Origin of the sequence: Saccharopolyspora indica, from assembly GCF_027853965.1 — a bacterium.
GTDB lineage: Bacteria > Actinomycetota > Actinomycetes > Mycobacteriales > Pseudonocardiaceae > Saccharopolyspora > Saccharopolyspora indica.
Genome location: NZ_JAQGLB010000017.1, coordinates 74,291 through 97,691 on the forward strand (window position 1 = coordinate 74,291; position 23,401 = coordinate 97,691).

At 70.9% G+C, this 23,401-nt stretch carries 24 protein-coding genes; 11 read left to right on the top strand and 13 right to left on the bottom strand.

Features of this window, described 5'->3' with window-relative positions; all coding sequences use genetic code 11:
• The first annotated feature begins 93 nt into the window (after positions 1-93).
• Together OU416_RS29585 and OU416_RS29590 are read left to right on the top strand one after the other, a co-directional pair.
• Positions 94-945, top strand: a complete 852-nt coding sequence (locus tag OU416_RS29585) for a helix-turn-helix domain-containing protein (RefSeq protein WP_270930328.1) — start codon at positions 94-96, stop codon at positions 943-945.
• On the top strand, positions 929-1,168 hold the full coding sequence (locus OU416_RS29590) for a DUF397 domain-containing protein (RefSeq protein WP_270930329.1): 240 nt from the start codon (positions 929-931) through the stop codon (positions 1,166-1,168). Before OU416_RS29585 ends, OU416_RS29590 begins: the two co-directional genes overlap by 17 nt.
• A gap of 5 nt (positions 1,169-1,173) precedes the next feature.
• Here OU416_RS29590 and OU416_RS29595 read toward each other — a convergent pair whose 3' ends face one another.
• Entirely contained in the window at positions 1,174-4,152 is a 2,979-nt protein-coding gene (locus OU416_RS29595) for a sacsin N-terminal ATP-binding-like domain-containing protein (RefSeq protein ID WP_270930330.1), read from the bottom strand.
• Positions 4,149-4,988 (bottom strand): DUF3027 domain-containing protein, encoded by an 840-nt coding sequence (locus OU416_RS29600; RefSeq protein ID WP_270930331.1) that lies wholly within the window; start codon positions 4,986-4,988, stop codon positions 4,149-4,151. Before OU416_RS29600 ends, OU416_RS29595 begins: the two co-directional genes overlap by 4 nt.
• Positions 4,989-5,066: 78 nt before the next feature.
• On the opposite strand from OU416_RS29600, the gene OU416_RS29605 reads away from it, so the two are divergent.
• The 4 genes from OU416_RS29605 to OU416_RS29620 all read left to right on the top strand — a co-directional run bounded on the left by OU416_RS29605 (position 5,067) and on the right by OU416_RS29620 (position 9,298).
• A complete protein-coding gene (locus OU416_RS29605; protein ID WP_372907192.1) occupies positions 5,067-5,903 on the top strand; it encodes a glutaminyl-peptide cyclotransferase in 837 nt (278 codons plus the stop codon).
• Positions 5,904-5,924: 21 nt separating this feature from the next.
• Complete coding sequence (locus OU416_RS29610) at positions 5,925-6,674, top strand: hypothetical protein (RefSeq protein ID WP_270930332.1); 750 nt, start codon at positions 5,925-5,927, stop codon at positions 6,672-6,674.
• Between the two features lie 167 nt (positions 6,675-6,841).
• Positions 6,842-8,650, top strand: a complete 1,809-nt coding sequence (locus OU416_RS29615) for an MFS transporter (protein WP_270930333.1) — start codon at positions 6,842-6,844, stop codon at positions 8,648-8,650.
• A 171-nt stretch (positions 8,651-8,821) separates the two neighbouring features.
• The gene (locus OU416_RS29620) at positions 8,822-9,298 is read left to right on the top strand and encodes a DUF2771 family protein (RefSeq protein ID WP_270930334.1); all 477 of its coding nucleotides are present in this window, start codon (positions 8,822-8,824) and stop codon (positions 9,296-9,298) included.
• A gap of 7 nt (positions 9,299-9,305) precedes the next feature.
• Here OU416_RS29620 and OU416_RS29625 read toward each other — a convergent pair whose 3' ends face one another.
• The 4 genes from OU416_RS29625 to OU416_RS29640 form a co-directional block, all read right to left on the bottom strand.
• Positions 9,306-9,959: a response regulator gene (locus OU416_RS29625; protein WP_270930335.1), complete on the bottom strand. Its 654-nt coding sequence runs from the start codon at positions 9,957-9,959 to the stop codon at positions 9,306-9,308.
• Between the two features lie 169 nt (positions 9,960-10,128).
• Positions 10,129-11,124 carry a sensor histidine kinase gene (locus tag OU416_RS29630; RefSeq protein ID WP_270930336.1) on the bottom strand — a complete coding sequence of 332 codons (996 nt, stop codon included), beginning with the start codon at positions 11,122-11,124 and terminating at the stop codon, positions 10,129-10,131.
• Between the two features lie 10 nt (positions 11,125-11,134).
• Complete coding sequence (locus OU416_RS29635) at positions 11,135-12,544, bottom strand: serine hydrolase domain-containing protein (RefSeq protein ID WP_270930422.1); 1,410 nt, start codon at positions 12,542-12,544, stop codon at positions 11,135-11,137.
• Positions 12,545-12,774: 230 nt separating this feature from the next.
• Positions 12,775-13,167, bottom strand: a complete 393-nt coding sequence (locus OU416_RS29640) for a cold-shock protein (protein ID WP_270930337.1) — start codon at positions 13,165-13,167, stop codon at positions 12,775-12,777.
• 238 nt (positions 13,168-13,405) lie between these two features.
• Between OU416_RS29640 and OU416_RS29645 the strand changes: the two genes are divergently transcribed.
• Positions 13,406-13,612, top strand: a complete 207-nt coding sequence (locus OU416_RS29645) for a hypothetical protein (protein ID WP_270930338.1) — start codon at positions 13,406-13,408, stop codon at positions 13,610-13,612.
• 233 nt (positions 13,613-13,845) lie between these two features.
• Here the strand turns inward: OU416_RS29645 and OU416_RS29650 are convergent, their stop codons facing one another.
• A complete protein-coding gene (locus OU416_RS29650; RefSeq protein ID WP_270930339.1) occupies positions 13,846-14,460 on the bottom strand; it encodes an HAD family hydrolase in 615 nt (204 codons plus the stop codon).
• Positions 14,461-14,565: 105 nt separating this feature from the next.
• Here OU416_RS29650 and OU416_RS29655 point away from each other — a divergent pair, with 105 nt between their 5' ends.
• The gene (locus OU416_RS29655) at positions 14,566-15,525 is read left to right on the top strand and encodes a R2-like ligand-binding oxidase (protein WP_270930340.1); all 960 of its coding nucleotides are present in this window, start codon (positions 14,566-14,568) and stop codon (positions 15,523-15,525) included.
• A 146-nt stretch (positions 15,526-15,671) separates the two neighbouring features.
• Here the strand turns inward: OU416_RS29655 and OU416_RS29660 are convergent, their stop codons facing one another.
• A complete protein-coding gene (locus tag OU416_RS29660) occupies positions 15,672-17,330 on the bottom strand; it encodes an AMP-binding protein (RefSeq protein WP_270930341.1) in 1,659 nt (552 codons plus the stop codon).
• A 167-nt stretch (positions 17,331-17,497) separates the two neighbouring features.
• Here OU416_RS29660 and OU416_RS29665 point away from each other — a divergent pair, with 167 nt between their 5' ends.
• The 3 genes from OU416_RS29665 to OU416_RS29675 all read left to right on the top strand — a co-directional run bounded on the left by OU416_RS29665 (position 17,498) and on the right by OU416_RS29675 (position 19,103).
• Entirely contained in the window at positions 17,498-18,286 is a 789-nt protein-coding gene (locus OU416_RS29665) for a PhzF family phenazine biosynthesis protein (protein WP_270930342.1), read from the top strand.
• Between the two features lie 63 nt (positions 18,287-18,349).
• On the top strand, positions 18,350-18,751 hold the full coding sequence (locus tag OU416_RS29670; protein WP_270930343.1) for a YccF domain-containing protein: 402 nt from the start codon (positions 18,350-18,352) through the stop codon (positions 18,749-18,751).
• Between the two features lie 79 nt (positions 18,752-18,830).
• Positions 18,831-19,103 carry a hypothetical protein gene (locus OU416_RS29675; protein ID WP_270930344.1) on the top strand — a complete coding sequence of 91 codons (273 nt, stop codon included), beginning with the start codon at positions 18,831-18,833 and terminating at the stop codon, positions 19,101-19,103.
• Positions 19,104-19,197: 94 nt separating this feature from the next.
• On the opposite strand, the gene OU416_RS29680 is transcribed toward OU416_RS29675, so the two are convergent.
• The 5 genes from OU416_RS29680 to OU416_RS29700 form a co-directional block, all read right to left on the bottom strand.
• A complete protein-coding gene (locus tag OU416_RS29680; protein WP_270930423.1) occupies positions 19,198-19,968 on the bottom strand; it encodes an HAD-IIA family hydrolase in 771 nt (256 codons plus the stop codon).
• 26 nt (positions 19,969-19,994) lie between these two features.
• On the bottom strand, positions 19,995-21,083 hold the full coding sequence (locus tag OU416_RS29685) for a sulfate/molybdate ABC transporter ATP-binding protein (RefSeq protein ID WP_270930345.1): 1,089 nt from the start codon (positions 21,081-21,083) through the stop codon (positions 19,995-19,997).
• Entirely contained in the window at positions 21,080-21,802 is a 723-nt protein-coding gene (locus tag OU416_RS29690) for an ABC transporter permease (protein WP_270930424.1), read from the bottom strand. Before OU416_RS29690 ends, OU416_RS29685 begins: the two co-directional genes overlap by 4 nt.
• A gap of 134 nt (positions 21,803-21,936) precedes the next feature.
• Positions 21,937-22,680, bottom strand: coding sequence for a molybdate ABC transporter substrate-binding protein (modA, locus tag OU416_RS29695; protein ID WP_270930346.1), 744 nt, complete (start codon positions 22,678-22,680; stop codon positions 21,937-21,939).
• Between the two features lie 239 nt (positions 22,681-22,919).
• On the bottom strand, positions 22,920-23,333 hold the full coding sequence (locus OU416_RS29700; RefSeq protein WP_408642289.1) for a TOBE domain-containing protein: 414 nt from the start codon (positions 23,331-23,333) through the stop codon (positions 22,920-22,922).
• Positions 23,334-23,401 lie beyond the last annotated feature (68 nt).

Below are 23,401 nucleotides of genomic sequence, written 5' to 3' on the forward strand. Positions count from 1 at the left end.
ACGACCAATGAGACCGTCACGAGGAATCCTTCGCAATCTTGTTCACCGCTTTGTGTAATAGCGCCGTCTCAGGGGCTGCAATAGCGTGGTCATATGACGACTGCACGTTCCCGAGGAATCGGCATCGAGGTCCGCAACCTGCGCAAGAATGCTGGCCTGCGACTTGAGGAGTTGGCGGAGCGCTGCGGCTGGTCCCGCGCAACGCTCGGACGCATCGAGTCCGGAGACAAAATTCCGACCGACACTGAGATAGCAATCATCCTAGGAACCCTTGGCATCAAAGGAGACGAACGAAAAAGACTGCTGGAGCTCGCGCATGACGCGCACCAACCGCACTGGTGGGAGATCGGTTATAGCGGGTTTCCCTCGCAGCTGACATCGCTGTTGGAGTTCGAACGCTCAGCGCTGAAGATCACGGATGTCACACTCGGCTTCGTTCCCGGGTTGCTGCAAACCGCCGACTACGCCCGCGCGGTCATCCAAAACGGTGGGCTACCAGACTCCGAAGTAGAAGCCCGCGTATCACTGCGTCTGGGCAGGCAGAGCATCCTCACACGAGCCAAGCCGGTCGAGCTCCATGTGCTGATTGATGAATCCGTGCTGAATCGCCCCGTCGGCGGAGGGGCTGTGATGGCAGAGCAGCTTCGCCACCTGGAGCGGGTGGGCCGACGCCCGCACGTGACGGTCCAGGTCATCCCGTTCAGCGCAGGCGTGCACCAGGGCTTGAACGGGAGCTTCCTGATCTTGGAGTTCCAACGACAACGCCCGATCGTCCACCTGGAGCATCGACGTTCTGGAATCTTCATCGACGACTCCGACGACACCTTCCTGTACGTGGAAGTCGCCTCTACGCTTGAGAAGTCAGCACTCAGTGAGGCAGATTCCGCAGACCTAATCCTGAGTCAGGCGAAGGCCATGGAAGGACAGCATGAACAGGATCTTTGAGTGGCGGAAGTCCAGCTACAGCGGCGTGGAGAGCAACTGCGTCGAGGTCGGCTGGCGGAAGTCTAGCTACAGCGGTGAAGAGGGTGATTGCGTCGAGATCGGAACCGATTCCGGCATCGTCGGGATCCGGGACACAAAGGACCGGGACGGCGGGACGCTGATGTTCCCGCCAGCAGCCTGGGACGGGTTCTTACGCGGCCTGAAGGCTGAGCGGTTCGGGTGAACCGCTCAGCGCAGCAGGGTTGTTGCTTCCGGGTCCGCCAGTAGGGCCGTCAGGGCGAAGCGCTCGTGCCAGGCTCCTGCTGCCCAGGCCAGGGCTCGGGCCAGGCCGTCCGGGGTTCGCTCCGCGTGCACTCCGCCCGTGTTCTCCACCCACCAGTGGACTCGCTGCTCCCCTGCCGAGGAGCGGACGCGGAGGCCGTCGTGGAGGGTGATCTCGCCGGTCGGCAGCGGGATTCCGAGGAGTTCGCAGGACGCCGGGACGCGGGCCACCTCCGGCCAGCGCTGGGTGCGGCCCTCGCCGACCACCTGCATCGTGTTCTCCTCCGAGGCCAGCGGGAGGTCCAGGAGCTCCGCGAGGGCTTCGGCGTCGAACTGGTCCGGGCTGCCTCCGGCGATCACCAGCGGCGCCTCCACGACGCTCAGCATCCACGGCTCGTCGAGCACCACCGCTCGGCCGGTGCTGACCACCGCGCCCGACACCGAGCGCACCATCTCCGGCGGGTCGATCTCGGACGGGTCGATCGTCCGGCACGCCACGGCCTCCGCCAGCGCCTGGTGCGCGCGCAGCGCGGTTCCGGCGCGCACTGCGCGATCCGGGTCGCCTAGGCGCTCCAGGAGGTCCGCTGCGTCGTCGGTGTCCTCGACGTTGAGCACGTCTCGCACGCCCGCCAACCGCAGGTGCTCGGCATCCAGGTCCACGTCCGGCACCGGGTCGTACAGGCCCGCGAGCTCTTCGGCTTCCGGGAGGCGCCAGGTGCGCGGCGGGGCGCCGGCGAGCAGCGCGTAGCGCTCGATCCACCAGACCGAGTAGCTGTGCGGTTCGCGCAGCGCACGCAGGGTTTCCGGGTGCTTCGCCAGCAGGCGCAGCGCGGCGGGCCACGCTTCGTCGGCGACCAGGTCCAGGTCGCGGATGCCGACGAACCTCGGCGGCGGCCAGCTCTCCGGCTGCGCCGCTTCCTGCTCCGCCCACCACAGGTGGATGTCCGGGAAGTCCTCGTCGGGCTCCAGCGGGTCTTCCTCGACCTGCACCGCGAAGGTGTCCAGCACGCCGATCGAGCGCAGCAGCTCGGTCGACCACTCGGCCGCGAAGTCCTCGTCGAGCACCGCCAGCGGCCCGTCCTCGCCGATGTACTGCTCGTCCAGCACTTCCAGCAGCGCCGCTTCCGGCAGCAGCAGCTCGTCGGCGCGGCGGAAGTCGCCGGATTCGTCGGGCAGCGCCAGGGCGCCGAGCCATTCGCGCGGGTAGGTGTTCGAGACGAGCTGGAGGACCGCTTCGGCCAGCGGGCGGACGTCGACACCGGCGCGGGCGTCGGAAACGCTGCTGCGCACGGCGTCTTCCAGCGACGGGGCGTCCAGCAGTTCCGCCGGGCCCGCCGGGTGCGCGCCCAGCTTCTCCAGCAGCGGGTGCGTGGCGTCGGGGTGGGCGATGCGCAGGCCGGAGATGTCCAGTGTGGACAGCACGGCGGCCGGGTCCGGGTCGGCGTCGCGCTGGCTGAGCAGCACGTCGCGCACACCGCTGATCGTGCGGCCGTCGGCCAGCGGCACCGGCAGCGCGGTGAACTCCTCGCGGGCCACCGGGTCCGCGCCCTCGATCGGCGCCAGCGCGTCGTAGAGGCGGTACCACCAGTGCGGCGGGCGCTGCAGGCCGGTGACCGCTTCGACGATCTCCGCCGCGGCCAGCCGCCGGACCTCCAGCACGTGCAGCGACCTGCGGTGACCCGCGTCGGCGAAGTCGGCTTCCAGCAGGCCGGGCACCACGTCCGCGAGCAGCTCCACCAGCTCCGGGGAGACGTACTCGAGGACCCGGGACTCCAGCGGCGCGACCGGCTTCCCGTTCGCCGCGGGCAGCCACGCCGAGACCCGCAGCCGGTCGGTCACGCCCTGCCGCAGCTTGTCGTCCACATCGGACAGCGGGAATCCGGCGAGCGGCACCAGGGCCGTCCGGTGCTCGGCCTCGATCTTGTCGACCAGCGCGGGATAGCACTCCGCCGCGAAGGTCAGCACCGCGTCCGCGGCGCCGGAGGCCGCGACCCGCCGCCGGTCCGGCTCCACCGGCACGCTCGCCAGCAGTCGGGCGGGCAGCGACAGCCGTTCCTCGGTCGGCGTCGGCGCGTGCAGCACGTCCTCGGCCAGCGGGATCGGCGTGCCGTCGTCGTCCAGCGGAACGGCCCAGGTCACGCGCCATTCGGCGGCGTGCCGGGCTTCCACGCCCAGCCCGGCCAGCGCGGCTTCGCCCAACGTGCCCGAGGCGCGGTGCACCAGCCAGCGGTCGCTGCGGACCGGGCCGTGCACGACCAGTCGATCCGCGTCCAGGTCTTCGCGGCGCCAGGTCTGCGCGCCGATGCTGATCTCGGTCAGCGCGGGCAGCGCGAGCAGCAGGTCAGGGGCCTGATCGGTGAACTCGGCCAGCAGCGCGTCCGCGTCGACGTCCGCGCGCAGCGGCAACCGCACCTCGGTGTCGAAACCGGTGGGCGGCTCCGCGGCCACCGGCCACGGCAGCCGCAGCACCGGCACCTCGCCGGAGCGCTTGGCCAGCTCCTCGGCCGGGCCGGGCAGCTGCGCCACCGCGTCCCTGGTCCGCGCGGCGGAGAAGGCGACACCGCCGGTCGTGGACACCACGCTCGGCTCGTCGGAGACCGCCAGCACGGCGGCGAACCCGACGCCGAACCGGCCGATCGAGGTGCCCTCGCGCTTGGCCGAGGCCCGCAGCGAGGCCAGCGCCGCGACGCCGTCGGCGGTCAGCGGCGCGCCCGTGTTGGCGACCCGCAGCTCACCGCCGCTGATCTCGACGCGCAGCGCACCACCGGTGCCCGCGGCGTCTGCGGCGTTCTGGGCGAGCTCGACCAGCAGGCGATCGCGGTAGCCGCCGAGCCGCAGGTCCTCCTCGGCGTTCGCGTCCTCGCGGAACCTGGTCGGCGAAGCCTCCCAGGACTGCAGCACGGCCTGCCGGAGCTCGGCCGCGCCGAAAACGTCCGTTTCGCTCACCCGCGCGGCTCGAAGTCGAGGGTCGCGTCGTCGTAGACGATCTCGGCCACCGGCACCGTCGAGGAGGTGTCCACCTCGACCTCGGAGTGCGCGCCGCAGCCGAACTCGACGCTGACCACCCGGCCGTCGCCCGGCGCGAACTCGTTGGCGCACACGCCGAAGGCGCCGCCCATCGAACCGGCCAGCTTCAGGAAGAAACCGCAGGTCCCGCAGGCCCCCGGGGCCGAGCGGGCGATATCGGCGCGCGGCCCGAAGTCACCGCTGTGCCAGCGCTCCGCGGCCTCCAGCCGGCCCTCGCGGCTGAGCACGCGCTTGCGGCCCAGGCCGACTTCCTGCACGACGTCCTCGACCGCCGGGTCGTCGCTGGCCAGGTAGCCGGGCGCCAGCCGCACGTCGTCCGGGCCGGTCGGCAGCAGGTCGCCGGGGCCGAGGTCGCCCGGCTGCACCCGCTCGCTCCACGGCACCCAGTCGGGTGCGGTCAGCGCCGTCGGGCCAGGCAGCAGCACGACCTCGCTGACGGTCACCGGTTCGCCCGGCCCGACGCTGGCGACGGTGACCGCCCAGCGCCAGCCGACGTAGCCCGGGTAGTTCGACTCGAAGAAGTGCGTCGCCGCGTGCGGACCCTCCGGCTCGACGCCGACGTGCGCCCCCACCGGGGCCGCGACCTCGGCGTCCAGGGTCAGCACGGGCGAGCCGATCGGGTCGTCCCCCGGCTTGGCCTCGTCCTCCGCCGCAGCTCGCGCGACGTCCTCCGCCGCGGCGAGCTCCGGGTTCAGGGGCTCCGGCTCGTACTGCCCGGCGTCCTCGAACGGGGCATCCGCGCCTGGGCTGGTCATCGGAGCAGGCATAGGCGTCACATGCTCGATTGTGCCGTACGCGGTCGCCGGTGCAGTCGCCCGTGTCAAGCTTTCGGGGTGCGACTGCTCCTGGCTCGACGTGTTCTCTGCGGCGTGGTGCTCACCTTCGGGGTGGTTGCGTGCGCGCCGGAAGTACCAGCGCAGCACAACGGCCAGCACGACGGCGAGCAGACCGATCAGGGCGTTGGGCACGCGGGAAGCCTGCCACACCTTCGAGCTGAGGTGATCCGCGTGCTCCCGCACGACCGCTCCTCGTTCACTCAGGGCCTGGAAATCGCTGGTGGCACCCTCTACGAAGGCACCGGGATGAAGGGCGAATCGCTGATTCGCGCCACCGACCTCGCCACCGGCGAACTGCACCGCGAGGTCGAGCTCCCGGACGATCTCTTCGGTGAGGGCATCACCATCACGGGTGACCGTATCTGGCAGCTCACCTGGCAGGAAGGGGTCGCGCTGGAGCGGGACCGGGAAACCCTGACCGAATTGCGCCGAGTGGAGTACTCCGGCGAGGGCTGGGGCCTGTGCTCCGACGGCGCGCGCCTGGTGATGAGCGACGGCAGCGATCGGCTGACCTTCCGCGACCCGGTGACCTTCGAGCCGACCGGCTCGGTGGACGTGCGGGCCGCCGGCGCGCCGGTCGAGGAGCTCAACGAGCTGGAGTGCGCCGGCGGCCAGGTGTGGGCGAACATCTGGGGCAGCGAGGAGATCGTGCGCATCGACCCGGCGACCGGGCAGGTGACGGCGGTGGTGGACGCCTCAGGCCTGCTGAGCCCGGAGCAGCGGCCGGGCACCGACGTGCTCAACGGCATCGCGGCCGTGCCGGGCACCGACGAGTTCCTGCTGACCGGGAAGTACTGGCCCGCTCTTTTCCGAGTTCGCTTCGTCCCGGCCTGATCGTTAGTACGGTCCCTGTGCATGGATGATCAACATGATTCCGTGCTGCCGCTGCACGTCCTCTGCGTGCTGGGTTCCGGGATGGACCTGGACAAGGTGGAGATGGCCGTCCGCGCGGTCGGCGGACCGTTCTTCGCGCTGGACCGCGACGAATCCGCCACCGAGCACGACCCCCGCATGCCCGACGCCTTCGAAGCGTGCCTGGCCGGTCTGACCTTCACCGACGCCGACTGGAACGCGGTGACCGAGCACGACTCGGTGGCGTACGTGCTGGCCAAGGGCGGCCCGGACGACGCGGCCCACATCTCCGAGCGGATGCTGGCGGTGACCTCGGAGCTCTTCGAGCGCTGGGGCGCGACGGCGATCAAGTCCGAGAGCAGCGGACTCGCGCACAGCCGCGACACCTGGCTGGCGCTGGCCGACTCCGCGGACGCCCCGCACGCGCTGCGGCAGGCGTGGGTCAAGCGGCCGATCCTCGACGACGACGTCCTCTACACCTGCGGCATGCACCTGCTGGGCGCGCCCGACGTGGAACTGCAGGTCGAAGGCCTGCACGACATGAACCGCCAGGGCGAGTGGGTGGAGCTCATCGACGGCCTGACCGGCTACCTGCACACCGAGGCCCGCGCGGCGGAGATCCGCGACGGCGAGGGATTCCGCCTGGCCGAGGACGCGCCGCGCTGGCTGCTGAGCCAGCAGCCCTGCGACCGCTACCCGGACGACGACATCTTCTTCAACCCCTACGGCTACTGGCGGCTCACCCCGGCCTGACGGCCGGGTCTTGATCACCCCGTCGGTGGAGATCTTGGTCGTGACGGTCGCTGGATCGGGTTAACGGTGTATCTGAGGGGCCGGTTCGCCCCTCTTTATCCGTGAGGCCGGTGGAAAAGCGGCGGAGTCCGATGGAGACGGGAGCGGGGTGAGGCAGGATGAAAAGCATGGGTTTGCGACGCCATGACCAGCGCTCGGACTCCCCGCGCGCAGGCTGGGGCGCCGGGCACCGCGGCAAGCGCGGCTCCTACGCCGACGGCGGAGGCGCTGCGCGCTGGGGCGCGCCCGCGGAGGGAACGGAGCGGGAGGACGCCGAGCGCGAGCGCGCGGAGCGCGGTGAGCGTCGGCGGAGCGAGGGTGCGGAGCGCGGAGCGCGAAGCGGGCGGGAACGCGCGGAGCGCGGTGAGCGCAGGCGGAGCGAGGACGGCGAGCACGCGGAGCGGGCGGAGCACCGGTTCGAGGCGGGCAGCGCGGAGCGCCCCGGTAGGGGCGCGAGGCGGTATCCGTGGGAGGAGGACCCGGACTACGAGCAGCCGCGCAGCCGGTCTCGGCGGCTTCCTCCGCTGCCCGAGGACCACTCGTCTCAGGAGCACGACGAGGAGCCCGAGGTCGAGAGGCCTCGCGGAACCGCGCCGCCGAAGAAGCTCACGGTCACTCGTGTCGCCGCTTGGCGGAGCCGGGACCTGACGCACCGCGCGATGCGGATGTTCTTCTCGCTCGCGCACGCCGATGGCGCCGACCGGTCCGGGCTCGCGAAGTTCACCTACGCCGTGATGGGCAACTACGCGGTGGACGCCGCGATGGCGGTCGCGCTGGCCAACACGCTGTTCTTCTCCGCCGCGACCGGGGAGAGCAAGGACAAGGTCGCGCTCTACCTGCTGATCACGGTCGCGCCGTTCGCGGTGATCGCGCCGGTCATCGGGCCCGCGCTGGACCGGTTGCAGCAGGGGCGCCGGTACGCGCTGGCCGCTTCCTTCGCGGTGCGGGTGCTGCTCGCCGCCGTCATGGCGTTGAACTTCGACAGCTGGCTGCTGTACCCGGCCGCGCTGGGCTGCATGGTGCTGTCGAAGTCCTTCGGCGTGCTGAAGGCGGCGATGACGCCGCGCGTGCTGCCTTCGCAGATCACGCTGACCAAGGCCAACTCCCGGTTGACCGCGTTCGGCATGGCGGCGGGCGGCATCTTCGGCGCGATCGCGTCGGGCTTCGCCTACCTGCTCGGTTCCGAGGGCGCGCTGTGGTTCATGGCCGCGATGGCCGCCGGTGGCGTGTGGCTGTGCCTGCGGATGCCGGGCTGGGTGGAGAGCACCGAGGGCGAGGTGCCCGCGTCGATCAGCGGCGGCCCGCAGCCGAAGAAGGTGCCGCTGAGCGGGCACGTCGTGGTCGCGTTGTGGGGCAACGGCGGCATCCGGGTGCTGACCGGGTTCCTGACCCTGTTCGCCGCGTTCGTGATCAAGCAGGGCACCCAGCACGAGCCGTTCATGCAGCTGGTGCAGCTCGGGATGGTCGGCGGCGCGGCCGGGATCGGAAGCTTCCTCGGCAACGCGCTGGGCTCGAAGATGCACTTCGGCAAGCCGGACCGGGTGATCATCGCCTGCCTGGGCAGCGCGCTGGCGGTGGCCGTCTGCGCCGCGGTGCTGGCCGGGCTGCCGCTGGCCGTGGTCGTCGGCCTGATCGCGGCGACGGCGAGCGCGCTGGCCAAGGTCTGCCTCGACGCGGTGATCCAGCACGACATGCCGGAGGAGTCGCGGGCCTCGGCGTTCGGCAAGTCGGAGACGATCTTGCAGCTCAGCTGGGTCTTCGGCGGTGCGCTGGGCGTACTGCTGCCACCCGTCTACTGGATCGGCTTCACCGTGGTGGCCGCGCTGCTCGCGCTCCTGCTGGCGCAGACGATCACCGCAGGCCGAGGCGGCACCCTGGTGCCCCAGCTGAGACGGAAGGCGGCACCAGCCGCCGAGCGGGCAGCGGCCAGGTCGTAACGCGGCCCGGCGCGCGACACCGAGCACCCGGCACGGGTGGAGCAAGGTTTCCCCTGTTCAGTGGCCGTGAGTGTTTTGGGGTGCCAGAACACCCCAAAACACTCACGGGAGCGAGTGCCACCTGCGCTGCCACGCACGATGGCTCCGAGAACGGGCTTGTAGGCTCGAACCGTGCATCGTGGACTGAAGCCGCTGCTGGCGGTGGCGGGCGTGGCGCTCGTCGCCGGCTGTGCCGCGCCGAGCGAACCGCAGGTCACCTTCTACTCCCACGGGAGGTCGGTGGAGGTCGCGCCCGCGCAGTACTGCGACCCGACCGGGGAGACCTGCGCGACTTCGCCGGACGCGGTCGGCGACCTGCGGGTTCCGGAGCGCGCTCCGCTGCAGATCTCGGTGCCCGGCAAGGTCTCCGAAACGCCGTGGCAGGTGGTGTTCCTCTACCGCGGGACCAACGGCGAGGAGCTGGACGGCCGCAGCCCGGTCTTCGCCCCGGACGAGCGGCACGCCTACACGCTCCAGCTGCCGCCGGACGGCACGCGCCTGGAGCACGTCGAGGTCCAGCAGTTCTCGGCGGTGCTGACCGAGGGCGTCGACGGCGGGGTGGACTTCGGCATCGGCGGCACCTGGGTGCTCAACATCCAGCAGCAGTGATCGCGGCTCAGTCCCCGACCAAGCCCGCCTCGTAAGCGGTGATCGCGGCCTGGACGCGGTTGTTCGCGCCCAGGCGCTGCAAGATCGCCCTGACGTGCGCTTTGACCGTGCCCTCGGCCAGGAACAGCCGCCCCGCGATGTCCTGGTTCGACAACCCGGAGCCGACCAGCCCCAGCACCTCGCGCTCGCGCGGCGTCAGCGCCGCCACCCGTTCCCGGGCGGCGGAGCGCCGGGACAGCGCACCGCCGTTGACCTCCGCGATCACCCGGTGCGCGATCCGCGGTGACAGGTACGCCGCGCCGTCGGCGACCGCGCGGACACCGATGATCAGCTCACGCGGGTCGGCGGCTTTGAGGAGGAATCCGCGGGCGCCGTCGCCGAGCGCCCGCGCGACGAACTCGTCCTCGTCGAAGGTCGTGAGCACCACGACCGCCACCTCCGGCTGCACCCGCGCCAGCTCCGCGGCGGCGGCCAAGCCGTCGAGCACCGGCATCCGGATGTCCAGCAGCGCCACGTCCGGCTGGTGCCGGGCGGCCAGCTCGACGGCCTGACGCCCGTCCGCCGCCTCGGCGACCACCTCGATCTCCGGGTCGGTGGCCAGGATCGAGCGGACACCGGCGCGGATCATCGCCTCATCGTCGGCCAGCAGCACGCGAATCACAGTTCCGCCTCTCCGCGATTCACACTGGTGGTCGCTGTTCCGCCTCTCCGCGATTCACACAGGTGGTCGCGTTCGGCGTTCGCCTCGCGTTTCGAGGTTTCTCGTGGCTGAGTTGCGTCACGGTCCCCTGAGGTGCGGTTGAGGTGTGCTGCGGTTGGCACGAAGTCGCTCACAACTCCTCCTCCATCGGCGGACGCGCTGATTCTGCCGGACAGGGCAGTCGCGCGGTCACCGTGAACCCCTCCCCCCGCTCCGCGCGGAACGTGCCGCCGAGCAGCCCGACTCGTTCGGCCAGTGCCAAGAGCCCGCTGCCGTTCCCGGAGACCATCGGTGCGGCGTCGACGGCGGTGTTGTGCACGACGACCACCAGCTCTTCCGGCTCGCGGTCGATCCGGACCACGACCTGGGCACCTCGCGCGTACCTGGCGGCGTTGGTCAGCGCTTCCTGCACCACGCGGTACGCCGCGCGATCCACTGTGGACGGAACGTCGAGCGGTTCGCCGCAGCGGTGCAGCGCCACGTCCATTCCCGCGCCGCGGGCCCGGTCGACCAGCGCCTCCACCGGTTCGTCCGGCGGGGACAGGGTTTCCGAGGTCTTCTCCCGCAGCATCCCGATCGTCTGCCGCAGGCGGTCGGTGGCCTGCACCGCGGTCGCCCGCAGCTCAGCTGCCGCCTGCCGGTTCGCCTCGGTCGTATCGGCGGCGAGCTCCAGCGATCCGGCGCGCAGGGCGATCAGCGCCAGGTCGTTGCCCAGCGAGTCGTGCATGTCCGAGGCGATCCGGGCGCGCTCGCGCAGCCGGGCGCGCTCGGCGACGAACTCCTGCTCCCGCTCCATCTGCGCGACGCGCTTGCGGCCGGACTCGATCAGCTCGGCCTGCTGGCGGCGGAACCGCCCGGCCAGCCACGGCAATCCCACGAACACCGCGAGCAGCACCAAGGTGCCGATCCCGCGTCCGGCGTAGATCGCCAGATCGACCACGCCCGGCACCGCGGCCAGCGCGAACACGGCCCAGCCGTGCCGCACCGGGAGGTGCCGGCCGTGCAGGTATCCCGCCACGGCCAGCACCACGAACACCACCTGCCGCCACAGCGGAACCACGTCGAGGTCGAACGAGTTGGCCACGCACGCCCCGACGATGATCAGCAGTACCGCTGCGTTCCTCACCAGGCCGACCTTAGAGCGCATCTGCGACTCGCCCCGCAGAACGCAGCCGCACCAACCGGAACACCACCGTGCTCACCCCGGCCAGCGCGGCGATCAGCAGCGTGACGGTCAGCGGCAGCGGGAAGTACGTCATCTGGGCCCAGGTGACGGTGCGGCCGTTGCTGATGAACGAGACCAGGTCCGGGTAGGCGGCGAAGACGGCGAGCGGGATCAGCAACGGCACCAGCCGCAGGCCGATCCGCCACCCCGAACGCCCGGCGCGCTTGGCCGCCCACCGGCGGGAGCGCACCGCGCCGAGCACGCCCAACCCGACGGCCACCAGCGAGATCGCGCCCAGCACCAGCTCGTTCTGCTGCCTGCCGTTGCTCAGCTCGGGAGGCGTCTTCCCCTCGCTCAGCGCGACCAGGCCCATGAGGATGTCGTAGCTGCTCTCGTGCAGGGAGGCGCCGTTGGTCATCACGGCGAAGCCGTAGCCGGTCTCCGGCACGATCGCCTGCATCGCGTTGTAGGTGAACAGGTTCCCCGCGTGCATCAGCATCTCCGGGCCGCCCTCGGGCCGCTCGACTCCCCAGCCCATGCCGTAGTCGTCCACCGCCGACGGGCTGTGCATGAGCCGGAGGCCGTCCGGGCTGACGAGCTGCTGACCTGCGCCGTTCTGCGAGACCAGCCACTTGCCCATGTCCGCGGCGGTGGTGATGACCCCGCCGCCACCGCTGTCGTCGTGGAACCCGGGCATCTCGGCACGGGGGATCCACGCGCCGAACAGCGAGACGTAGCCGTCCGCCGGGCGCACCTCGTCGACGCGGGTCGCGCTGGTGCGCATCCCGAGCGGGCCGAACACGTGCTCGCGGAGGTAGTCGCCGAACGACTGCCCGCTGGCGACCTCGACGAGCCGGGCCGCGAGGTCGTAGTTGACGTTGCAGTACTCCCAGTGCGTCCCCGGGTCGGCAGCGAGCGAGCCGGTGCCCAGGCGGGCCGTGTAGTCGGCCAGCGAACCGGCCTCTTCCAGCGCGTCGATGTCGATGGTGGTGTCGGAGAACCCGGAGGTCTGGTTCAGCAGCTGCCGGACGGTGACCCGCGCCGCGCGCGGATCGGCCATCGAGAAGCCCGGCAGCTGCTCGGCGACCGGCCGGTCCAGCGCGATGCGGCCGGAGTCCACCAGCGTCATCACCGCCATCGCGGTGAACGACTTGCTGACCGAGGCCACCCGCATCGGCGTGTCCGCGGTCATCGGGCGGCCGTCGGAGTCGTGGCCGTAGCCGGCGGCGTGCACCACCTGGTCGCCCTTGGTCACCACGACCGAGAAGCCCGGCAACCCGGTGGCCTCCAGCGCGCTGGACAGGTAGTCGTCGATGGCCGGGGCGGCTTGCGCGGACGGCGTCGCGGCCAGCCCGATGGCCGCCGCCAGTGCGATGATCATGGCTTTCACGACTGGAAACGCTATGGATCCCAGCACCGTCGGCGGATCGACCGACCGGCCACGACCACCCCTGCCGAAAGGCATAGAGAGCCGGGCGCACCACGCGGTCCGCCACCAGGGGTCGAGGTGAAGGGCACCTTTCACCAAGTAAGCCGGCGAAAGGTGCCCTTCACCTCGAAAACGAAAAGCCGGGCGCACCGCGTGGTCCGCCCGGCCTCAGGTGGTGCTCGTCAGCTGCCCGGGTCCAGCTCGCGAGCGACCGCGCGCACGACCTCGCCGATGCGCTTGGCGACCTTGCGGTCCGGGTAGCGACCGCGGCGCAGGTCGGGCTGGATCTTCAGCTCGAGCAGCTTGATCATGTCCTCGACCATGCCGTGCAGCTCGTCGGCGGGACGTCGGCGCGCCTCGGCGACCGAGGGCAGCGGGTCCAGCAGCTTCACCTTCAGCGCCTGCGGACCGCGGCGGCCCTGCGCCATGTCGAAGTCGACGCGCTGGCCGGTCTTGAGCGCTTCCACGTCAGAGGGCAGCGCGGAGGCCCGCACGTAGACGTCCTCCCCGCCGTCCTGGGTCAGGAAGCCGAAGCCCTTGTCCGCGTCGAACCACTTGACCCTGCCGGTCGGCACTGTCCTCACCGTTCCCTGTCGATGCACTGGCCCGCTCGCAGGCCTCCGTCGTTGCGTCTCGGTCCGTCGCGCGGAGCCGAACAGCCCCGGCACGACGAAAGCGCCCCGACTACGCTTCGCAATGGGACGTACCGGGACGCGTCATTCAAGCGTACCGCGTACCGGCCTGGGAAGACCCGGCCTTATCGAGCAAGGGTCGCTGCGGCACCCGGCGCAGCCCGTGAATACGCTGCTGGACATGGCAGCTTCCGTGCGCAGGTCCGCAGTCCTCCCGGTCTCGATGGCCATGTTCGGCCTGGGACTGCTGGCCATCATCGCGATCTTCGCGCTGTTCGCCGTCGGTTACGAGAACCTACCCGTTTGGCTGAACCTGGCCACGCTGCTGTGCCCGGCCGGCTTCATCTACGGCGTGGTCGCGACCGTCCTGCGCAACCGCCGCCGCTGATCAGAGGCTTGTCGGCGTAGCCGTCCGCGCCTGTGCAAGCGGCGTCAGCCGCTTTGAGTACGCACGCAGCTCGCACCGCCGCGGGTACAGTGGCCCGCCACTGGGTGGCTCCCTGGGCGAGGACGGCCCCTCCGCCGTGTATCGGACATACATCAGGAGGGGCACCCGCAGTCCAGGGAAGCACTCAGGTTCCGCCACCCGCACCGCCACGCAAAACAACCACCAACAGGCCCTCAGAACTGCTGCGCGAGCCAAGCCGGGAACTCGGTGAGGTCGCGCAGCACCACGTCGGCGTCGGCCAGCTGATCGGCGTCGTAGGGTCCGGTGGCGACCGCGACGGCGGTGGCGCCCGCCGCCCGCGCGCCGACGATGTCACCGAGGTGGTCGCCGACGTAGCAACTCGCGCCCTCCTCTCGCAGCACCTCGCCCTTCGCCGCGGCGAACACGTCACCGGCGAGCCGGTCTACCTCCCAGCCGAGGGCTTTGAGGTGCAGTTCCGCGTTCGGCTGGTGCTTTCCGGTGATCACCAGCGTCCGGCCGCCCAGCTCGCGAACCGCCGCCAGCGCCTCGGACGCGCCCGGCAGCGCGGTCGTCGACCCGACCACGACCGTCGGGTAGACGGTCCGGAAGTGGCGGACCAGCCGCTGCGCCATGGCGTCGTCGAACCCGTAGCCGCGCATCGAGTCGTACAGCGGCGGGCCGAGGTTCGACGCGAAGTGCTCGCCGTCGAGGCTCAGGCCGAACTCGCGGTTGAGCTCCTCGATCGCGCGGACCATGCCGGGGCGCGGGTCGATCAGGGTCATGTCGAGGTCGAAGCCGACGGTCGGTCCGGTGCGCTCAGCTGCCACGCGAACCACCCTACGGAGCGACAGCAGCGCCCTTGACGCGGAACTGTCCAGTACCGAAAATCGATTCGTAATCCTTCTCACATCTCGGCGAGCTGGAGTCGTTCAATGACGAGCACGTCCGCGCATCACCGCGAAGGTTTCCACTCCCTGCGAGCCAGCGGCCTGAACTGGGACTCCCTGCCGTTGCGGCTGTTCAGCAAGGGCAACGCGAAGTTCTGGAACCCCGCCGACATCGACTTCACCCAGGACGCCGAGGACTGGCAGCAGCTCACCGAGGACGAGCAGCGCAGCGTGGCCGGCCTGTGCGCGCAGTTCATCGCCGGTGAGGAAGCCGTCACCCAGGACCTCCAGCCGTTCATGGCCGCGATGGCCGCCGAAGGCCGCTTCGGCGACGAGATGTACCTGACCCAGTTCGTCTTCGAGGAGGCCAAGCACACCCAGGTCTTCCGGCTGTGGATGGACGCCGTCGGCCTCACCGAGGACCTGCACTGGTACGTCGAGCAGAACCCCGGCTACCGGGAGATCTTCTACAAGCTGCTCCCGGAGTCGCTGCACGCGCTGCACGCCGATCCCAGCCCGGAGAACCAGGTGCGCGCGTCGGTCACCTACAACCACATCGTCGAGGGCACCCTCGCGCTGACCGGCTACTACGCCTGGCACAAGATCTGCGTCAGCCGCGGCATCCTGCCCGGCATGCAGCAGGTCGTCCGGCACATCGGCGACGACGAGCGCAGGCACATGGCGTGGGGCACCTTCACCTGCCGCCGCCACGTCGCCGCCGACGAGCGCAACTGGGAAGTGGTGGAGGACCAGATGGCCCGGGTGCTGCCGCACGCGGTCGCGCAGGTCCAGTGGCGCCCGGACGAGGCACCCGAGGTCCTGCCGTTCGAACTGGACAAGGACGAGCTCACCGCCTACGCCACGGACCGCGCGACCCGCCGCCTCGGCGCGATCTCCAGCGCCCGCGGCATGCCGCTGAGCCAGATCGACGTCGACGCCTCCCCGGAACGCCTGGAGGACCAGTTCGGCGAGGAGGACGCGGCCGAACTCGCCAAGCTCCGCTGAGGGCACGCGATTTCAACGGAAATCAGACGTCCGATTTCCATTGAAATCGCGCCGATCCCGACGTGCCGCCGGCGTGTCAGATCCCAACACGCCGACGGCACGCGACTTCCATTGAAATCGGACGTCCAATTTCAATGGAAGTCGCGTCAGCCCTGGTCGAGGAGGTCCTTGGAGATCTCGCGCATCTCCACCTTGCGGATCTTGCCGGTGACCGTCATCGGGAACTCGTTCACCAGGTGCACGTAGCGCGGGATCTTGTAGTGCGCCAGCTTGCCGGTGCAGAACTCCCGCAGCCCCTCGGCGGTCAGCGGCTCCGCGCCCTCGCGCAGCCGCACCCAGGCCATCAGCTCCTCGCCGTAGCGCGCGTCCGGAACCCCGATGACCTGCGCGTCCACCACGTCGGGGTGGGTGTAGAGGAACTCCTCGATCTCGCGCGGGTAGATGTTCTCGCCGCCTCGGATCACCATGTCCTTGATCCGGCCGGTGATGCTGACGTAGCCGTCGGCGTCCATCACCGCCAGATCGCCGGTGTGCATCCAGCGGGCCGCGTCGATCACCTCGGCCGTCCGGTCCGGCTGCTCCCAGTAGCCCAGCATCACCGAGTAGCCGCGGGTGCACAGCTCGCCCGGCGTGCCGCGCGGCACGGTCAGCCCGGTGGCCGGGTCGACGACCTTGACCTCCAGGTGCGGGCCGACGCGCCCCACGGTGGACACCCGGCGCTCCAGCGAGTCGTCGGCGCGGGTCTGGGTGGACACCGGCGAGGTCTCGGTCATGCCGTAGCAGATCGACACCTCCCGCATCCCCATCCGGTCGATGACCTGCTTCATCACCTCCACCGGGCACGGCGAGCCCGCCATGATCCCGGTGCGCAGCGAGGACAGGTCGAACTCGGCGAAGCGCGGGTGCTCCAGCTCGGCGATGAACATCGTGGGCACCCCGTACAGCGACGTGCACCGCTCGGCGGCCACCGCGGACAGCGCCGACACCGGGTCGAATCCCTCCGCCGGGATCACCATCGCCGCCCCGTGGCTGGTGCAGGCCAGGTTGCCCATCACCATGCCGAAGCAGTGGTAGAACGGCGGCACGATCGCCACCCGGTCCACTTCGGTGTAGCCGCACAGCTCGCCGACGAAGAACCCGTTGTTGAGGATGTTGTGGTGCGACAGCGTCGCGCCCTTGGGGAACCCGGTGGTGCCCGAGGTGTACTGGATGTTGATCGGGTCGTCGGCGGAGAGCTCGATCGCGGCCAGCCGCGCCGCGTCCGCCCTCGCCCCGGCCAGCCGCTCCCACTCCGGGCCGCCCAGGAACACCACCTGCTCCAGGCCGGCGCACTTCGGCCGCACCTGCTCGACGAGCTCGACGTAGTCGGAGGACTTGAACGACTTCGCCGAGACCAGCATCCGGATCCCGGCCTGGTTGAGCACGTACTCCAGCTCGTGCGCCCGGTAGGCGGGGTTGATGTTGACCAGGATCGAGCCGATCTTCGCGGTCGCGTACTGGACCAGCGTCCACTCGGCGCGGTTCGGCGCCCAGATCCCGACCCGGTCGCCCTTGCCGATCCCGGCGTCCAGCAGACCGGTCGCCAGCGCGTCCACATCGGCCACGAACTCCCGATAGGTCCAGCGCCGGCCGGTCGCGCACTCCACCAGGGCATCGCGCTCGGGGAACCGCGCGGCGAGCCGGTCGAGGTTCGCCCCGATCGTCTCCCCCAGCAGCGGCACGTCCGAAACGCCCGAGTCGTAGCTCAGCTGGACGGCATCCACGTCGACTACCTCCCCGACGAACACGTGAGACGGATCACCCATCTTGTCCCGCGCTCGTTCACCCGGCCACCCCCGAACGCGGGTACGACCGACGCCCCGTTTCGCGCAGGAGATGCGATTTCAATGGAAATCGGACGTCTGATTTCCATTGAAATCGCGTCCGGCTGTCGGCGAGGCGGCGGTGACCGGGGGACTCGTAGGCTTCTGGGGTGCGCGTGTTCGTCGTGGATGCCTTCACCGACTCGGCTTTCGCCGGGAATCCCGCTGGGGTCGTGCTGCTGGACTCCCCCGCCGATGAGGCTTGGATGCAGTCCGTCGCGGCCGAGCTCCGGCATTCCGAGACCGCGTTCGTCGTGGTCGGCGGCCCGGCGGGCGAGCCGAAACCGCTGCGCTGGTTCACGCCCACCACCGAGGTTCCGCTGTGCGGGCACGGGACGCTGGCGGCCGCGCACGTGCTCGGCGGCGACCAGCGGTTCGACACCCGCAGCGGCGTCCTGACCTGCACCGCGCTGGCGGACGGCTGGATCGAGCTGGACTTCCCCGCCGACCGGGCCGAGCCGGTGGAGCCGCCCGAGGCGCTCGCCGCCGGGCTTCCCGGCATCACCGTCGAAGCCACCGCGCAGGCCGCCACCAAGGTGCTCGTGCTGGCCGCGTCGGCGGCCGAGGTCCGCGCCGTGCGGCCGGATCTCGCGGCGCTCGCCACCGTTCCGTCCCGCGGCGTGATCGTCACGGCTCCCGGCGACCGGCCGGGCGTCGACTTCGTCAGCCGCGTGTTCTCCCCGCAGGTCGGCATCGCCGAGGATCCGGTGACCGGCTCCGCGCACTGCACGCTGGCGACGTGGTGGGCGGCGAGGCTCCACCGCGACCCGAGCGATGCGACCTTCGTCGGCGAGCAGGCCTCCGCCCGCGGCGGCGTGGTGCGGATGGCGCTGCGCGGCGACCGCGTAGGCCTCCGCGGCCAGGCTGTCACCACCCTCCGCGGCGAACTGCTGGTCTGACCGCGGCTGATCTTTCGGGGTTCCCCTGATTCGCTCCGCGCCGGGAACTGGCACGGTGGGGGCATGCGCCTACTGCTGAACGTCATCTGGCTGGTTTTCGGGGGCCTGTGGATGGCCCTCGGCTACGCCTTCGCCGGGATCCTGCTGGCGATCACCGTCATCGGCATCCCGTTCGCGATCGCCTCGTTCCGGATGGCGAACTTCGCGCTGTGGCCGTTCGGGCGGCGGCTGGTGGACGAGCCGGCATCCGGTGCGATGGCGGGGATCGGCAACGTCCTGTGGCTGATCCTCGCCGGGTGGTGGCTGGCGCTCGGCCACATCGTCACCGGCATCGCGCAGTGCATCACGATCATCGGCATCCCGCTGGGCATCGCGAACTTCAAGCTGATCCCGGTCTCGCTGATGCCGCTGGGCAAGCGGGTCGTGGACGCCGACGACGCGTACGCGTTCATGCGCAGCAGGTGACGTTCGGCACAACGGCGTACGAGGGGCTGGTCCGGACGCCTCTCTCCAACGTCAGCCCAACACCGATTTGGGGGTGCCCGTGATCACCGAACTCGAGCTGGAGCGCATCGCAGCAGCCATCGACCGAGCGTTCCGGCACCCCGGGACGGCGGACTGGCCGGCCGTGGAGCGGCTCCGGCTGCACGCCGACCTGCTCGACCGGCTGGCCGCCGCGCAGCGCCACTGGTCCGGTTCGCTGAGCCGCCGCGCCGAGCTGGCGCGGGACGCGGCCGAGCGGATGGCCGACGAGCTCAACCACGTCACCAGCACCATCGCCGTCGACCTGCCGCACCAGACCGCCACCAACCGCTAGCCGCCTGGTTCAGGTTCAAGTGCCGTGAGTACTTCGTGGTGCCAGAGCCCCGCAAAGTACTCACGGCCCATGGACGACTGAACCACCCCCACCACTAACCCCGGGAGCTGAACGGGTCCAGGACGTTGTCGACGAGTTCGGCGACCGAGCCGACCACCTTCGTCGGGCGGTACGGGAACAGCTCGGCCGTCTTCTCGTCGGAGATGCCGGAGAGGACCAGGATCGTCTTCAGCCCGGACTCCAGGCCCGACCGCACGTCGGTGTCCATCCGGTCGCCGATCATCAGCGTGTTCTCCGAGTGCACCCGCAGGTGCCGCAGCGCCGAGCGCATCATCAGCGGGTTCGGCTTGCCCACGTAGTACGGCGCGCGGCCGGTGACGCGCTCGATCAGCGCGGCCACCGCGCCGGTCGCCGGCAGCGTGCCCTCGCGGCTCGGGCCCTTCTCGTCCGGGTTCGTGGCGATGAACCGGGCGCCCGCCTCGACCAGGCGGATCGCCTTGGTGATCGCCTCGAAGCTGTAGGTGCGGGTCTCGCCGAGGATCACGTAGTCCGGGTCGCGGTCGGTGAGCACGTAGCCGATGTTGTGCAGCGCCGTGGTCAGCCCCGACTCGCCGACCACGTAGGCCGAGCCGCCCGGGCGCTGGTTCTCCAGGAACTGCGCGGTGGCCAGCGCCGAGGTCCAGATCGCCTCCTCCGGCACGTCCAGCCCGGTGCGCAGCAGCCTGGCCCGCAGGTCGCGCGGGGTGTAGATCGAGTTGTTGGTGAAGACCAGGAACGGGACTTGGTTCTCGCGCAGCGCGGCCAGGAGGGCGTCGGCGCCGGGCACCATGTGCTCCTCGTGGACGAGCACGCCGTCCATGTCCATCAGGTAGGTCCAGGGGGATGGCTCAGTCACGCCCCAGATGATCCTCCGGATAGCGGGTGGATTGCTACCTCAGCCGCCTTGACGGCGAACCAGACCTCGTCGCCGGGGGCCAGCCTCAGGTCGGCGACGGCGGCCGGGGTGATGTCGGCGGCCAGCGAGCAGTCCCGCACCACGCCGCGCACCCGCACGACGTCGCCGCGCGGCTCCAGCCCGGCCAGCCGCACCCGGAGCGCGTTGCGCGGGCTGCCGCCCGGCGGCTCGCGGTGCACCGCCACCGCGGCGGGCGCGAACACCGCTGCCGCCGGTCTCCCCCGGTCGACGTCCTCCGCGATCCGGCCGCTGAGCACGGTGTCGGCGAACTCGACGCCGTCGGCCCCGGCCACTCCGGGCACCAGGTTGAGCCCGGCGACGCGCGCGGTGAAGGGCTCCTTCGGGCGGGACAGCACCTCGCGGGTCGGCCCCTGCTCCACGATGCAGCCGTCGAGCAGCACCACGAGCCGGTCGGCCAGCACGACCGCGTCCAGCACGTCGTGGGTGACCAGCACGGTCGGCTTCTCCTGACGGCCCAGCACCTGGTGCAGCAGGCCGCGCATCGCAGGCGCGGCGTCCACGTCGAGCGCGGCCAGCGGCTCGTCCAGCAGCAGCAACTTCGGTTCGGCCGCCAGGGCTCGCGCCAGCGCGACGCGCTGCGCCTGGCCGCCGGAGAGCTGACCCGGCCGCCTCCCGGCGAGCTCCGACGCATCCACTTCGGACAGCCACCGCGCGGCGATCTCCCTCGCAGCCGCCTTGCTCACCCCGGCCGCGCGCGGGCCGAAGGCCACGTTCTCCAGCGCGGTGAGGTTCGGGAACAGCAGCGCGTTCTGCGCGAGCAGCCCGACACCCCGGCGGTGCGTCGGCACCGCGATCCCGCGCTCGGTGTCCAGCCACGGCACGCCGTCGAGCTCGACCCGGCCCCGGTCCGGCACCAGCTGCCCGGCCAGCACCGACAGCAGCGTCGACTTGCCCGCCCCGTTCGGGCCGAGCACCGCCAGCACCTCGCCGGGCGCCACGTCGAGCTCGGCGCGCAGCGCGAACTCCGCCCGGCGGAACTCGACGTCGGTCCGCAACCCGCTCACAGCCGTCCTTCCACCGCTCTTGGCCGGGCCACCACGATCACCACCAGGGCCACCACCACCAGCAACAACGACATCGCCACCGCGGCGTCCACATCGGACTGAGCGGTGGTGTAGACGGCCAGCGGCAGGGTCCGGGTGGTGCCCTGCAGGCTGCCGGCGAAGGTGATCGTCGCGCCGAACTCGCCCAACGCGCGCGCGAAGGTCAGCACCAGGCTGGACCCGAGCGCGGGCAGCACCAGCGGCACGGTCACCCGCCGGAACGTCAGCCACGGACCGGCTCCCAGCGTGGCGGCGACCTGCTCGTAGCGGCCGCCCGCGGTGCGCAGCGCGCCTTCGAGCCCGACCACGAGGAACGGCATCGCGACGAACGTCTGGGCCAGCACCACCGCCGCCGTGGTGTAGGGCAGGCGGAGGCCCACGACGTCGAGCAGCTGCCCGAGCGGCCCGGTGCGGCCGAGCAGGTAGAGCAGGGCCAGGCCGCCGACCACGGGCGGGAGCACCAGCGGCAGCAGCACGAAGGCGCGCAGCACCCGCAGTCCGCGCATCCGGGATCTCGCCAGCACCAGCGCGAGCGGGCCGCCGAGCACGAGCGACAGAGCGGTGGCGATCAGCCCGGTGACGACCGACAGCCGCAGCGCGTCGAGCGCGGCCGGGCTGAGCAGCAGCCGCGGCAGCTCGGCCGGATCGACCCTGGTCAGCAGCCCGAGGACGGGCAGCATCACCAGCGCCAGCGCCAGCACCGCGGGCACCCGCAGCACCACCGGGACCTGGGTGGAGCGCGATTTCAACGGAAATCGGGTACGTGATTTCCATTGAAATCGCGTCCCTGACTTCAATGGAAGTTGCGGCTCGGTCACGGAGTGCCGAAGCCGTGCTTGGCCAGGAGCTCGTGGCCGACCGGGCCGCGGACGAACTCGACGAACTGCGCCGCCAGCTCCGGCTCCGGCGCGCCGGTCACCGTTGCGACGGGGTAGGCGTTGACCGCCTGCTGCGCCTCCGGGAAGTCGACGACCTGCACCTTCTCCCCGGCCGCCGCCGCATCGGTGACGTACACCAGTCCGGCGTCGGCCTCGCCCGCGACCACCTTCTGCAGCACGGACTTGACGTCGTTCTCCTCGCTCACCGGCTTGAGCTGCACGCCCGCCGCCTGCGTCACCTCCTGCGTCGCCGAACCGCACGGCACCTCCGGCGCGCACACCACCACGGCGTGCTCACCGGCCAGATCCGCCAGCGAGGTGATGCCGCCCGGGTTGCCGGGCGGGACCACGATCGTCAGCTGGTTGGTCGCGAAGGTCTGCGGAGCGCCGACGAGATCGCGCACCTTGGCCATGTTCTTCTCGTCCGCCGAGGCGAAGACGTCCGCCGGCCGACCCTGCTTGATCTGCTCGGCCAGCGTCGAGGAGCCCTGGTAGTCGAACTGCACCCGGACGCCCGGGTGCTCTGCGGTGAACCGGGCACCGAGCTCGTCGAAGGACTCGGTCAGCGACGCCGCGGCCAGCACGGTCAGCGTGCGCTGCTGCTCGGACCCGGCTTGGCCGCACCCCGCCAGCAGCACCAGCGCGAGCAGCGCTCCGGCGACAACCTTTAATGAATGCATGACTCGTTTTGCGTAGCGGTGCGGGTAGCGGAACCTCAGCGCCCGCCTGGACTGCGGGATCTCCTCCTGATGTATGCCAATACACGGCGTCGGAGCTGTCCTCACCAGACGACCGCTGAGAACCCGCGGCGGTGCCGGTTGCGAGGGTGGGTTATGCGCCTGCGGCGCATGCGGCACCTTCCACCCAGCGCCAGCTGAACCTCGCGGTCTCCTGTTTCCCCAGGACTTGAGCTTCGGCATCATGCCTCTCCCGGCGTCTCCACCACGACGTTGGTCGACTTGACCACGGCCACCGCCAGCACTCCCGGCCGCAGGCCGAGCTCGCGCACCGCCTCGGTGCTCATCAGCGACACCACCCGGTGCGGACCGCACTGCATCTCCACCTGGGACATCACCCGGTCCGAGAGCACCTCGGTGACCAGGCCGACCAGCCGGTTGCGGGCCGACCGGCCGACGCCGGAGGGGTCGGGCGTGGAGCGCGCCTGGTCGCGGGCGAACTCGGCGAGCTCGGCCCCGTCGACGACGAGCCGCCCGGCGGAGTCCCGCTGCGCCCGCAGCTGCCCGCCGTCGACCCACCGGCGCACCGTGTCGTCGCTGACGCCGAGCAGCCCGGCGGCTTCGGCAATCCGATAGTGCGGCACGAGGAGGACCATACTTCCGCAGCTGCGGAACAATCCAGGGCGGAGCACCCGCGGATCCGGATCCGCAACCGCTTTCGTGG